This window comes from Puia sp. P3 (assembly GCF_050632245.1).
Lineage (GTDB): Bacteria > Bacteroidota > Bacteroidia > Chitinophagales > Chitinophagaceae > Puia.
The window spans coordinates 1,622,491-1,636,083 of the sequence record NZ_CP192583.1; the positions used below are offsets into that span (position 1 = coordinate 1,622,491).

A 13,593-nucleotide genomic window follows, 5' to 3' on the forward strand; every position below is an offset into this window, starting at 1 on the left:
GAAAAGACGCTATTTTTTGGACAGCGGCTTTTCCGCACATATTTAAACGGACCAAGGGTCCGTTGGCCGCAGGAAAGGGGCCGTTGGCCGCCTGGTTTGCCGCGGTGGGTTTGGCTTTGATCCTGGCATCCGCCGCCCCGGCTGCGCACCCCCTGTATATCACCGTGACGGAGATCAAACACAACCCGAAGGACAAGATCCTCGAGATAAGCTGTAAGGTATTTACGAACGACCTCGAGACAGTGCTGGAAAAGCTGGCGAAGGCCAAGGTGGACCTGTCCAGTGAAAAGGACAAGGCGGCGAACGACAGGCTGATCGACGAATATATCGAAAAGCACCTGAGGCTAAAGGTGGACGGGAAGCCCGTAGGACTTCACTATGTCGGGAGCGAAAAGGAAGCTGACGGCACCTGGTGCTATTTTCAGGTGAACGACGTTCCGGCGGTCAAACGGATAGACGCGGTCAATGATCTGCTGTACGAGAGCTTTAGCCAGCAGATCAATATCATGCACGTGACCGTCGGCGGTGAACGGAAGAGTACGCGGCTGGATTGTCCGGAGGCGAATGCGTCGTTTCAGTTCTAGCACGGGATCAGTCTTCCCTGTTCTCCTCTTCTTCGTCCTTGAGTTCTTTCTTCACCTCTTCGGGCGGGATGACCAGCACCTTGTCGATACGCTGGGCGTCCATGTCGATGATCTCGAAGTTAAAGCCTCTCCATTCCAGCTTCTCGCCGCTGTTGGGAATATGTTCCAGGTGGTTGAGGAGGAATCCCGCCAGGGTATCGAATTCGTGGTCCCCTTCGTCGCGCCATTCGGTCTTGTGAAAGTGTGCGAGGAAGTCGTAGAAGGGGATCTGGGCGTCTACGAGCCAGCTGCCGTCTTCGCGGGGTTTGATCTCGTAGTCCGAGATGTCCTGCTCGGCAATCTCACCGATGATCGCTTCGAGAATATCGTTGAGGGTGATGAGGCCCAGGAGGCTGCCGTATTCGTCGACGATGAAGCAGCAGTGGATCTTGGACTGTTTGAATTTTTCCAGCACCATATAGGCTGTATTGTTCTCGGGAACAAACAGCGGCGTGGACATGATGTCTTTGAAGGGGACGTTATCGTCCGTGACGTAGAGGGTCTTTATCGAAACGACGCCCTTGATATTGTCGATCTCGCCGTCGCAGATGGGGTAGACCGAGTGGGGTTCCCTGATTATCTTTTCTTTTATCGTTTCTTCGTTGTCGTCGAGGTCGAACCAGATGATGTCGCTGCGGTGGGTCATCAGCGAAGTAATATTCCGGTCGCCGAGGTGGAAGACGCGTTCGATGATCTCCTGTTCGGCCTCTTCGATGGCGCCCTGTTCGGTGCCTTCGTTGATGATGGCTTTGATCTCGTCTTCCGTGACGGCGCTATCGGCGGAGGGGTTGATGCTGAAGATTCTGAAGAAGAGGTTGCTGGTCTTGTTGAGCAGCCAGACGATGGGGTAGGTGACCAGGGACAGGATCCGAACGGGATTGGCGACGAGACGGGCTATCTGTTCGGCTCTTACCAAGCCGATGCGCTTCGGGATGAGCTCGCCGAAGATGATGGATAGAAGGGTCACCGCCACCAGGATCAGGGCCGTGGAAAGATTGGCGGCGTAGAGGCGCAGAAAAGGTATTTTTTCGAGGTAGGGCTGGAGCTCTGCGCTAAATTTTTCGCCGGAATAGAAACCGGTGAGGATAGCGATCAGGGTAATGCCTATCTGGGCGGTGGAAAGGAATAGTTCGGGACTCTCTGCCAGCCGGAGGGCTTGACGGGCCTTTTCATCACCATTTTCCGATAAGTTCTCGAGACGGCTTTTGCGTGCCGACACGAGGGCGATCTCGGCCATGACGAACAACCCATTAAGAAAGATCAGAAACAGTAAAATTATCACATCAAGCATGGTGTGGTATATGGGGTTGTATATGTAGTGTACCGAACTGGAAACGGAACAGGCGGCTCAGCTGCCAGCCGATGATCGAACCGATGATGCCTCCGCAGGCGACGTCCAGGGGAAGTGCACCCCTACATAGACCTGTGCGTAGGAAATCAGGAAGGCCCAGACGAATACGAGCGACCACCAGCGGCTGGTATGTCGCAGGGTACGGTATATAAAGAATGCAAGGGCAAAATGGTTACAGGCGTGGGATGAGGTAAAGCTCGAGCTCGACGGACAATAGGCCGCAATAAATCTCACCGAATCCGCCAGCAGCGGGTCGCCGCAGGGACGGGTGCGCACGACGAGGGTATCCTTTATGAGTTTGCTGCTGATCAGGTCGCCGATGATGGCGGTCATGATCAGATAGGCGGACCACCACCAGCCTTTTTCTGCCAAAATTGATCGTAATAAATACGAGCAAAAAAGGTAGAAGGGAACCCACAATTCAGACTCCCTCATAAAGAGGAAAAGCCCGTCCAGAAAGGGGGACGTCCAGGCCTGATTGATCCGGGAAAAGAGCCAATAGTCACCCTGTAAGATACCGTGTAAAAGGCCCGGTTGCGCCCCGGAGTCGAGTAAAATCATGGTTTCATTAATAATTGACCTACTTTTACGCCCGTTTTATCAATTTATGGGCATGTCAAACAGATCGGCAACAAATTTACCAAATATACCAAAAACGGTGCGTTTGGTTTTTTCAACGGGGATTATTTTTTTGTTGATCATGAGCTTATTACGCCTTGCTTTGTTTTTGTCGTTCAGCAGGCAGGGGCATAGTTTCGGGGCCATCATTCCGTCCTTTGTGCTGGGTATTAGGTATGATCTGCGTTATGTGGGTATTTTGGACATTCTTTTGTTGCTGCTGGGGATGATCCGTGTATCGGACCCTTTTCGCAGCGGGTGGGGCAGGCGGCTAGCCATGGGACTGACCGGTATCGCGGCATTTCTCGTATTATTCCTGTATTCGGTGGATTTTGCCCACTACAGCTATTTATCGCAGCGGTTGAACGCGAGCGTTTTGAATTATCTGACGGATGCCGGCATATCGGTGAATATGGTCTGGCAGACCTATCCCGTGATCCGGATCGTATTATTACTAATCTTTGGCACCTGGCTTTTTCGCAGGGGTTTCAGGGCTCTTTACGGGCGCATTCATCGCGGGCCGGCGGTCGGGCTATCCCGAAAGGCCGTTGTTGCCTGGTATCTGGTGTCTTTCCTGCTGCTTGCGCTGGCGATATTCGGCCGGATCGGCCAGTATCCGTTGCGGTGGAGCGATGCGTTTACGCTGGGCAGCGACTACGAGGCCGCAATTGCACTGAATCCTTTCCAGTCTTTCTTCAGCAGCCTGAAATTCCGGCATAGCTCATACGACGAAGCAAAAGTAAAGGAGGCGGTGCCGGAACTGGCGCAGTATTTCGGTTGGGACAGCGCCATCGGCAAGCGCCTTTCTGGTAGTTCCGGTCTGCCCGACGGGCTTTGTGAAAGGGTCGTTGCGCCTCGTCCGGGGACGCTAATGTCCCGTCCCAATGTGGTGGTCGTCATCTGCGAATCTTTCAGCGCCTATAAAAGCAGTATGTGGGGAAACCCCTTGAATACTACCCCATTTTTCAGCGGACTATGCCGGCAGGGAATCTTTTTCGACCACTGTTTTACCCCGAGCTATGGAACGGCCCGGGGTGTCTGGGCCACGGTCACGGGTATCCCCGATGTTGCGGCTGCAACGACCACGTCCAGCCGGAATCCCGCTGCTGTCGACGAACATACGATCATCAACGATTTCACCGGCTATGACAAGTTCTATTTTCTTGGCGGAAGTACCAGCTGGGCCAATATTCGCGGCTTGCTGACCAATAATATCAGGGGGCTGCATGTGTACGAGCAGGAGAACTTTTCGGCGCCGAAGGTCGACGTCTGGGGCATCAGCGACAAGAACCTGTTCCTCGAGGCGAATAAGGTATTGAAACAGCAGCATCAGCCCTTTTTTGCTATCATCCAGACGGCGGATAACCACCGCCCCTATACGATCCCGCAGGAAGATCGCGCCGCTTTCCAGCTACGAACGATGCCGCAGGACTCGTTACGCAAGTATGGGTTCGAGAGCAACGAGGAGATGAATGCCTTCCGATATACAGATTTTGGCTATCAGACCTTTGTAGAGGCGGCGTCGAAGGAAAAATATTTCGACAATACCGTTTTTCTTTTTGTCGGAGACCATGGCATTGACGGAGATGCGGGAGATATGTTCCCAAGGGCCTGGACCGACCAGCGTCTGACGTCCGAGCATGTGCCGCTGCTCATCTATGCGCCAGGACTGCTGCAGCCCCGGCGTCTCGGAGGGGACTGTTCGCAGCTGGACGTTCTGCCTACGCTGGCGGGACTTTGTCATATCCCTTACGACAACACGACGCTTGGCCGCGATCTGCTGGATACGGCGACAAACCGGGGGAAAGAACTGGCTTTTATCTATGACCCGGATGCGGCCAATATCGGTGTCGTGAAGGGGGGATATTTTTACCGTCGCGGGCTGAGGACGGGGAAGGAGGAGATGGTGTCTACGGATAATAACGTGCCGGTATCTTCGGATGTACTGAAGGGCCAGGTGGGACAGGAGATGAAACGGTTGTCGCAGGGGATGTATGAGCTGTCGAGGTATATGTTACTGAAGAATAAGAAAAAAGATCGAAAATTGGCTGCGGGGAAAGGTGGGCTTTAGCCGGGTTGCGCCTAAAAGCTTATTTTTGCAGACATTAAAACAACTATCTGTGGCATTGATCAAAAGCATTTCCGGTATCAGGGGAACGATCGGCGGTAAGCCCGGAGATAATCTGACTCCGGTGGATATAGTTAAGTTCGCTGCGGCTTACGGCAGTATGATCCTGCAAAAGAATGGAAAGAAGGTGGTGGTTGGACGGGACGGCCGTATCAGCGGTGAGATGGTGAGTGCGTTGGTCGTGTCGACGCTGAGGGGGCTGGGTCTGGACGTCATCGATCTGGGAATGTCCACGACTCCTACGGTGGAGCTGGCTGTACCGGGGGAAAAGGCGGCTGGCGGCATCATCCTTACGGCCAGTCACAATCCCAAGGAATGGAATGCGCTGAAGCTGCTGAACAGCGAAGGAGAGTTCATCAGCGCCGAAGAGGGGGCTGTTATCCTCGAAAAGGTACAGAAAGAAGATTTCATTTTTGCCCAGGTGGACAAGCTGGGTGAATATAGGATGAGCAACGACTGGCTGCAAAAAAGTATCGATTCGGTCGTGAACTATCCACTGGTCGACGTTCCCGCCATCCGTGAAAGAAAATACAGGATCGTGGTCGACGTGATCAACTCGACGGGAGCGCTCTTTATTCCGCCGTTGCTGAAGGCGCTGGGAGTGGAAGAGGTGATCCTGCTGAATGAAGAGGTCAATGGCCGGTTCGCACACAATCCGGAGCCGCTGCCCGAGAACCTGACAGGTCTGAGCTTAAAGGTTCAGCAGGCGAAGGCCGACCTGGGTATCGCCGTAGACCCGGATGTGGACCGCCTTTGTTTCGTCTGCGAGGACGGGGGCATGTTTGGCGAAGAGTATACGCTGGTGGCTGTAGCGGACTATGTACTGAGCAAGCGGCCGGGGAATACGGTCAGCAATATGAGCAGCACCAAGGCCTTGAAAGAGGTTACGATCCGGCGGGGCGGGGAGTACTATCCTTCCGCGGTCGGAGAGGTCAATGTGGTCAGGACGATGAAGCGGGTGAATGCGGTCATCGGAGGGGAAGGCAACGGGGGCATTATCGTTCCCGACCTGCACTATGGCCGTGACGCGCTCGTAGGCATCGGTCTTTTCCTCAGTGCGCTGTCGCACCATAAGAATGGTATCAAGTCCTTCCGCAGCCAGTATCCCGACTATTTTATCTCCAAGAACAAGATCGAGCTGGCTGCGGGTATCAATGTGCCTGCGATATTCGAAAAGATCAAAACGAAGTATAAGAACCATCCGATCAATACAGACGATGGTCTGAAGATAGAATTCGACAGTGACTGGGTGCATCTGCGTACGTCCAATACGGAACCGATCATCCGTATTTATGCGGAGAGCAATTTCGAGACGACGGCCAATAATATAGCGCTCCGTCTTATGCAGGACATCAAGGAATTTATCGCGCCATAGGCTATGGAGAGAATTTATTTCGATAATGCGGCGACTACCCCTCTGGATCCCCAGGTGCTGGAAGCCATGATGCCCTATCTTACCGATAAATTCGGTAATCCTTCCTCCATCTATTCGTATGGCAGGGAGACGCGGCTGGCTATAGAGAATGCCCGTAAGTCGGTTGCGAAAATCCTCGGCGCCCATCCGGCTGAGATCTTTTTTACTTCGGGAGGGACGGAAAGTTCGAATACCGCTATTACCGCGGCGGTGAGGGATCTGGGCTGCACGCATATCATTTCTTCTCCGCTGGAACACCACGCCACGCTGCATACGATAGAGCATCTGCACAAGCGGGGGAAGTGGCGCTCAGCTGGGTAGAGCTGTTGCCCGACGGGCATATCGATCCGGAGGACCTTGAGCGGAAGCTGGCCGCGAGTAAAGAAAAGACCCTCGTTACGCTGATGCACGCCAATAATGAGGTCGGGAATATGCTCGATATTCATGCGGTTGGGGAGATTTGTAAGCGTTATGGGGCAGTATTTCATTCGGATACGGTGCAGACGGTTGGGCATTTCCCTTTCGATCTGCGCAATACGCCGGTACATTTTATCACGGGCTCCAGTCATAAATTTCATGGTCCGAAGGGTGTTGGAATTCTGTACATCAACGAGAATGTGCGGATCAATCCATTCATACAGGGTGGTTCGCAGGAGAGGAATATGCGGGCGGGTACGGAGAACGTTTATGGCGTCGTCGGTTTTGCCAGGGCGCTGGAACTGGCGACGGCGAATCATGCTGCGGACAGCGCCCATATCAGAGAGATAAAGGTTTATATGATGGAGCAGCTGGAGAAGCAAATGAAGGGTATCTTCTTTAACGGCGATCCGTTGGGCCGCAGTCTTTACACCGTCCTGAGCGTATCTTTTCCCAAGACCGAACGATCCGAGATGTTACTTTTCAACCTGGACATCCACGGGATCTGTTCGTCCGGCGGGAGCGCCTGTACCAGCGGTGTCGAACAAGGATCGCATGTAATTCGGGCCATCAATAATAACCCCAACCAGGTGACGGTACGCTTTTCGTTCAGCAAGAACAATACCCGGGAACAGGTCGATACGGTGGTGGCCAAACTCAAGGAGTTGATATAAGCTCATCCGATGCGCTACATTATTGGAATTGACATTGGTACCACCAACACCAAGGCCGTTGCACTAACGGACGAAGGAGAAGTGCTGGGCAGCGCCAGCGCGTCCTATCCTGTATTCTCAGAGGAAGAAGGCCAGCACGAGCTGGATCCGGAGCAGCTGCTGGAGGCGGTGCTGAAGGCTTTGGCGGCGGTTCGCGTCCGGACGGGCGGAGTGCCGGGCCTCGCGGGCATTTCTTTCAGCTGCGCGATGCATAGCCTGATCGCGGTAGATGCGTCGGGCAAGCCGCTGACGCGCGCTATCACCTGGGCCGATCTCCGGCCCGCACCATATGCGAAGGTCCTGAGGCAGAGCGCTGCCGGCAGGCGGATCTACCAGCAGACGGGCGTACCTGTACACGCGATGTCCCCCTTTGTAAATTAGTCTGGCTGAAGGCGGCGGAGCCTGGGATATTCGACGGGGCGGCCAGATATATTTCCATCAAGGAGTATATCTGGTGGAGGCTTTTCGGAGAATACAAGGTCGATCTGTCGCTGGCCTCTGCGACGGGGCTTTTGGATATCCGGAGTTTTGACTGGTATCCGGAGTCGCTGGAAGTTGGCGGGGATCGGCGCCGGGCAGCTTTCGGAGCTGGTGGCCTGTACGTACAGCGCTACCGGGCTGTTGCCGGAGTATCGTTCGCTGGGTTTGCCGGCCGGGCTCCCTTTTTAATCGGTGGCAGCGACGGCTGTCTGGCCAATTTGGGCAGCAGTGCGATAAAGCCGGGGGAGACCGCGCTGACCATTGGCACGAGCGGGGCGGTGCGTATGACCGTGCCGGCGCCGGAGTATGATGTCCGTCAACGGATATTCAGTTATATTCTGACCGACCGTCACTATGTGTGCGGGGGAGCGACCAATAACGGGGGAAATGTACTGCAGTGGTATAATAAGAGCGTGCTGAAGAAAGAGGGCGATATCGATAATCTGGAGAAGGATGCAGGTACGGTGCCTGCGGGTTGCGAGGGGCTGGTGTTTCTGCCTTATCTGCGGGGGAGCGGGCTCCTGTCTGGGATGCGGATGCAAAGGGCGTGTTCTTTGGGGTAAGGTCGGTGCACGGGCAGCGGCATTTTATACGCGCAATTCTGGAAGGGGTTTGTTATTCGCTGTATCAGATAGGGGCTTCTTTAGAGGAGACGCTGGGTAGGATCGAGCGTATCTATGCCAGCGGGGGATTTACCCGGAGCAAGATGTGGCTGCAGCTGGTGGCGGATGTGTTCATGAAAAGGGTATACGTTACCGGTACGGCGGATGCCTCGGCTACGGGCGCCGCGATGATGGGGTTCTATGCGCTGGGGATCGTGGAGGCCCTGGAGGATACGGCAAAGATGGTGAAGGTAGTGGAGGTGTATGAGCCGGATGCCGCACGGCATGCGGTGTATATGAAGAATGTTGAGATCTTCGGAGAGTTGTACGGAAGGTTGAAGGATATGATGTAAAAATTTTAAGGCTCACTTGTAGTGAGCCTTAATTCTTCCCTTTTCCTGAATGAATGAATGTTAATTGATAGAGGATCTTGGACCAAAAACGGGCTTGCGATAACAGGTATGCAAAGTTATTATATATATCCAGGACATACTACCTCTATACGCCAGGAATGTGCCTCTTCAAGAATAATCAATAAATGCCCTAGCGACCCTTTACCAGGTCTCTGGGTAAAATACCGAATTCCTTTTTGAAGGCTTTGGCGAAGTGGCTGAGATTCGAGAATCCGATCTCGCTGCCGGCCTGCTTGATGCTGCACTGTCCTGTGATGAGCAGGTCCTTGGCGCGCTGCAAACGGCTTTTGTTGTAGTAGTCGTAGAGCGTGTGTCCATACACCTGCTTGAACAGATTCTTGAGCTTACTGGTGCTCATAAAAACTTCGTGAGCCAGCGACTCAAGGGAGGGGAATCCTTCAAGGCGGCTACTCAGGATCTGTTCGACGTGCTGCATGCTTTCCAGGTCGTTCTTTTTCACCGTACGCGGCAGAACGGCCTGCTCCTGACGGAGGAACGAGTGCAGGAGTTTTTCGATCAGGTGTATGATCGCCGAGAGCCTTCTGATCTGGCTGACGGGGTCATTCTCCTTTATTTCAAACAGCTCTTTCAGCATCGTCCGGTGGGAGAGATTGATGAACAGCGGGTTTTCCACTGTGCTGTTCTCTCTTGCGAAGGTTGCCAGCTTTTCGAAGATGTCCTGGGGCAGGTATTGCATAGCCAGCTCGTGCGAGCAGAAAATAAGTAATCTCTTGACGGTGCTGCCTGCGGAGAACTTCAGAAAGGCGGTATCCCGGGCGTCGGTCAGGAAAATATCGTTCCTGAAGGGCCTTTTATCGGAGACGAGCTGTTGCCGGTGGCCGACAAGCATTTCTTTCTGTACTTCTACGAGGTTGAAAGATATAACAAAGCCTTGTTCACCGGATTGGCGGGTCATTTCCAGTGTCGCTATCCAATTTCAGGTTCATCACTGAATAGGAGAACCCGGGATTGATATTCCTGGCTAAGATAGTTCCCGTGCCTAACTGGGCGGGAATCGTGAGCACATTGTCCTTTACAGGGGTGTTCAGCAGAGTTGCAAAATCGGCCAGCCATTTTTCAAAATTTTCCAACTGAAACGAGTACATAACCATAGTCACCTCTTTTTTGAAATGTTTACTTAATATCTAACTCAATGGCATTTAGTCGCGGTTCGTAGGTGGGGGAGAAGTAGCGGCGAAGCAAACAAAAGTGCAAAGGTATATGAAATAACCGTAGCAGTTTGTCTGGAATGAGCCTTTTGATAGCTGTAAAGGCTATTTAACAAAAATTTTAGTAGGACTATTTACTTACTCTTAAGTACTTCCTTAGGAAGAACGCCGAACTCCTTTTTAAAGGCTTTGGCGAAGTTGCTGAGGTTGGAAAAGCCGATGTTTACGCCTACCTGCTTGACGGAAAATTTCCCCGTTGACAACATTTCCTTGGCCTGTTCGAGGCGGTGGCGGTTGTAGAACTCGTACAGTTTCATGCCGTAGATCTGCTTGAACCGGCTCTTGAGCTTTGTGGAGCTCATCATGGCTGTCTTGGAGAGGACTTCGATGCTGGGGAATTTATTTAGTTGATTATCACTGAGAATGCGCACGATCCCTTTTAGGGCCTCGAGGTCTTTTTCGCGTCCTTTTGCCCATGTTTTGCCGTTGATATTGGGGAGGGCGGACCGGAGGAGGAAGGAGGAAAGAAATTTTTCGGCCAGCAGAAGGGCTCTGTTTTGGAGGAGGAGGTGGTAGAGGGGATTGGATGGTTCGGCCGCATAGATATCCTCGAGGACTTGTCTGCATTCGAAGGAGATGGGTTCGGCGTAGGCCGGGAGCCGTCGGCGAGGCGGAAAAGGTCGGAGAGGACGTCTTCGCGCACGCGGTGACGGAGAAAGGAGGGTGGGAAATAGAGATGGACCCCTTTCAGCCGGGAATTCCGGGGCAGGACCGTTTCCTTTCTGCCGGCGGTGGAGGAAAGGAGCAGGTGTCCGCGGTGGTTTCTGTCGGAGCAGGGATGTCCGTTCTCCCGGACCATATAGATGTCGCTGGCTTTTATCTGATTGAAGAACAGGCTGAGTCCCGGGGTGGAGGTGGCTTCGCTGACGAGCTGGAGGTCGTCGCACAGAGAGAAGTTCATCACCACGCAGGAGATGCCTTCCGGCAGGTGGGCTGTCCGGATGGACCCGTCTCCGAGGTCTCGGGGAATGGTCAGGTAGCCGGGGGCTGCCGGCACGTGCAGCAGCCTGCTAAATCCTCTGAGCCACTGTCTGAAATCACTGAGCTGATAGGAATATCTGATCATAGGACAACTATTAAGCAGCGATGGGGGAGTTTTGGGCCGGCAGCACGGGCTGCTTTGCATACGTAAAATAGCGAACGAACCGATTGGGTCAGTCCTTTTTGGACATAAAGGAATCTAGTACGGATAAAGTGTCTTTCGGTCCTGATGGACCAGACGTCCGGATTGGTGTCAGGGCTCGCGGGGATTGGTGTTTGGGCTGGCGGGTTATTTGAGCGAGCTCTTGATCTCCTGGAGTTTGAGGAGCGCTTCCACGGGAGTAAGGCGGTTGATATCGATGTTCTCGAGCAGGAGCCGGATATGCTGGAAGGTCTCGGTGTGGGCGTCGAAAATGGACAGCTGCATTTTGGGCGCTTCCATTTTTTGAGTGAGTTTTCGATGGGAGAATCGACGTGTTTGTCTTCCAGCTGGTGGAGGATCTCTTCTGCCCGTTGCAGCAGGGAGGGGGCATGCCGGCCATTTTCGCGACGTGAATGCCAAAGCTGTGGATACTGCCGCCGGGTGCGAGTTTGCGGAGGAAGATCACTTTGTTTCCTACCTCTTTGTTGGTGATATGGTAGTTGCGGATCCGGGGCAGCTTATTTTCCAGCTCGTTGAGTTCGTGGTAGTGTGTGGCGAAGAGCGTTTTGGGTGTATGGGGGGAGTTGTGCAGATATTCGGCGATACTCCAGGCGATGGAGATGCCGTCGTAGGTGGAGGTTCCCCTGCCGATCTCGTCCAGCAGGATAAGGCTGGCGGGGGTGATATTGTTGATGATGCTGGCGGTCTCGTTCATTTCGACCATGAATGTCGATTCTCCGCCGCTGAGGTTGTCGGATGCTCCGACGCGGGTAAAGATCTTGTCTGTCAGCGGGATCCGGGCGGAGTCGCAGGGGACGAAGCTGCCCATATGGGCCATCAGGGTGATTAGGGCGGTTTGGCGCAGCAGGGCGCTTTTACCGCTCATATTCGGGCCGGTAAGGATGATGATCTGCTGGTTGGTGGCGTCGAGGTGCAGGTCGTTGGGAATATAGGATTCGCCGGGGGGCAGCTGTTTTTCGATGACGGGGTGGCGGCTGCCTTTGAGTTCGAGTTCGCGGTCTTCGTGCAGCTGTGGTTTCTTGTAGTTGCCGGTAAGGGCGTTGTTCGCGAAGCAGAGGAGGCAGTCGAGTGTCGCGAGGACATGGCCGTTGGTCTGGATGGGAGCTATCGAGCTCTGGAGGAAGGACAGCAGTTCTTCGTAGAGGCTTAGTTCGAGGGCCATTATCTTGTCTTCCGCGCCGGTGATCTGCTCTTCGTATTCTTTCAGCTCGGGGGTGATATAGCGTTCGGCGTTGGCGAGAGTTTGCTTGCGCATCCATTCGGCCGGGACCTTGTTCTTGTGGGAGTTGGTGACTTCGAGGTAGTAGCCGAAGACGTTGTTGAAGCCGATCTTGAGGCTGGAGATGCCGGAACGTTCCGCTTCTTTTTGCTGCAGTTCGACCAGGTATTCTTTTCCGCCGCTGGCAATTTTTCTCAGTCTGTCCAGTTCTTCGTTGACGCCTGACCGTATGGTACCGCCTTTGGCGACGGCGGCGGGCGGGTTGTCTCCGATTGTTGCCGGGATCTTTTGCTGCGCGCTTTGGCAGGGATCGAGTTTTTGCGTCAGGTCGGAGAGCCAGCCATTCGGGAAGGTTTCAGCCTTTATTTGTGCGGTATAGTCGAGGCTCCGTGCGAGTTGCTGGAGTTCGCGGGGGCTGATCTTGCGGATGGGGATCTTGCCGACGAGTCTTTCGACGTCTCCGCACTGCTGGATATGCTGTGTGAGGGCTGTGCGCCTGGCCGGGTCTTTTATAAAGTATTCGACGGCGTCGAGGCGCTCGCGGATGCGTTCGGCTTCTTTCAGCGGCATGAGCAGCCAGCGTCTCAGGAGGCGGGCTCCCATGGGTGAGACGGTGTTGTCGAGGACTTTGAGGAGGCTTTGTCCTTCGGCCGATCCGGACGGACCGAGCAGTTCGAGGTTGCGGATCGTGAACTTGTCCATCCAGAGGTAGTCCTCCCTTTCGATGCGCTGGATGGTGGAGATATGCTGGAGGTTGGGATGTTCGGTGTCCTTGAGGTAGTGGAGGATGGCCCCGGCCGCGATGATACCGGATGACATTTCTTCCACGCCAAAGCCTTTGAGGGAGTGGGTCTGGAAGTGTTTGAGCAGGTTTTCCCGGGCGAATGCCTCGTCGAAGAGCCAGCTTTCGAGCGTGTAGGTATAGAACTTGTTGCCGAAGACCTCCTTGAAGTGTTTCTGGAAGCTGCGCTGGAAGATGACTTCGGCGGGGCGCAGGGTTTGGAGGAGGCGGTCGGCGTACTCGGTGTTGCCTTCGGCGAGGAAGAATTCCCCGGTGGAGATATCGAGGAAAGAGAGACCGATGGTTGTGGTTGGCCCGGAGCCCCTTTTGGGGGTTTTGGCCGGGAGGACGCCGTTTTGCGGGTTGCCCGGGTGGCGCCGCCGGCGGTAGCCGGGTTTCCGGTGGCCTGGGTATCGGGCCAGCTTTCGGGGAGTGGATGGCGGCGAGGAAGTTGTTGCTGC

10 protein-coding genes and 2 pseudogenes are annotated in these 13,593 nt (G+C 54.2%); 6 read left to right on the plus strand and 6 right to left on the minus strand.

Annotation, left to right across the window (positions count from 1 at the left end):
• Positions 1-83: 83 nt before the first annotated feature.
• A complete protein-coding gene (locus ACQ86N_RS09720; RefSeq protein ID WP_431214986.1) occupies positions 84-584 on the plus strand; it encodes a DUF6702 family protein in 501 nt (166 codons plus the stop codon).
• Positions 585-591: 7 nt separating this feature from the next.
• On the opposite strand, the gene ACQ86N_RS09725 is transcribed toward ACQ86N_RS09720, so the two are convergent.
• Positions 592-1,914 carry a hemolysin family protein gene (locus ACQ86N_RS09725; protein ID WP_431214987.1) on the minus strand — a complete coding sequence of 441 codons (1,323 nt, stop codon included), beginning with the start codon at positions 1,912-1,914 and terminating at the stop codon, positions 592-594.
• A 57-nt stretch (positions 1,915-1,971) separates the two neighbouring features.
• On the minus strand, positions 1,972-2,346 hold the full coding sequence (locus ACQ86N_RS09730; RefSeq protein ID WP_431214988.1) for a phosphatase PAP2 family protein: 375 nt from the start codon (positions 2,344-2,346) through the stop codon (positions 1,972-1,974).
• Positions 2,347-2,674: 328 nt separating this feature from the next.
• On the opposite strand from ACQ86N_RS09730, the gene ACQ86N_RS09735 reads away from it, so the two are divergent.
• From ACQ86N_RS09735 to ACQ86N_RS09755, 5 genes and pseudogenes are all read left to right on the plus strand, one after another.
• On the plus strand, positions 2,675-4,663 hold the full coding sequence (locus tag ACQ86N_RS09735) for an LTA synthase family protein (RefSeq protein WP_431214989.1): 1,989 nt from the start codon (positions 2,675-2,677) through the stop codon (positions 4,661-4,663).
• 49 nt (positions 4,664-4,712) lie between these two features.
• A complete protein-coding gene (gene glmM / locus ACQ86N_RS09740) occupies positions 4,713-6,095 on the plus strand; it encodes a phosphoglucosamine mutase (protein WP_431214990.1) in 1,383 nt (460 codons plus the stop codon).
• 69 nt (positions 6,096-6,164) lie between these two features.
• Positions 6,165-7,225 (plus strand): annotated as a pseudogene (locus ACQ86N_RS09745) (cysteine desulfurase family protein).
• Between the two features lie 9 nt (positions 7,226-7,234).
• Positions 7,235-8,307, plus strand: a pseudogene (locus ACQ86N_RS09750) (FGGY family carbohydrate kinase).
• Complete coding sequence (locus ACQ86N_RS09755) at positions 8,292-8,699, plus strand: FGGY-family carbohydrate kinase (RefSeq protein ID WP_431214991.1); 408 nt, start codon at positions 8,292-8,294, stop codon at positions 8,697-8,699. The pseudogene ACQ86N_RS09750 and the gene ACQ86N_RS09755 overlap by 16 nt, the downstream one beginning before the upstream one ends.
• A 190-nt stretch (positions 8,700-8,889) precedes the next feature.
• On the opposite strand, the gene ACQ86N_RS09760 is transcribed toward ACQ86N_RS09755, so the two are convergent.
• The 4 genes from ACQ86N_RS09760 to mutS form a co-directional block, all read right to left on the minus strand.
• Positions 8,890-9,675: a helix-turn-helix transcriptional regulator gene (locus ACQ86N_RS09760; protein WP_431214992.1), complete on the minus strand. Its 786-nt coding sequence runs from the start codon at positions 9,673-9,675 to the stop codon at positions 8,890-8,892.
• Between the two features lie 387 nt (positions 9,676-10,062).
• Positions 10,063-10,359 carry a helix-turn-helix domain-containing protein gene (locus tag ACQ86N_RS09765; protein ID WP_431214993.1) on the minus strand — a complete coding sequence of 99 codons (297 nt, stop codon included), beginning with the start codon at positions 10,357-10,359 and terminating at the stop codon, positions 10,063-10,065.
• A gap of 8 nt (positions 10,360-10,367) precedes the next feature.
• Positions 10,368-11,054, minus strand: a complete 687-nt coding sequence (locus ACQ86N_RS09770; protein ID WP_431214994.1) for a hypothetical protein — start codon at positions 11,052-11,054, stop codon at positions 10,368-10,370.
• Positions 11,055-11,142: 88 nt separating this feature from the next.
• Complete coding sequence (mutS, locus tag ACQ86N_RS09775; protein WP_431217340.1) at positions 11,143-13,554, minus strand: DNA mismatch repair protein MutS; 2,412 nt, start codon at positions 13,552-13,554, stop codon at positions 11,143-11,145.
• Between the last annotated feature and the right edge of the window lie 39 nt (positions 13,555-13,593).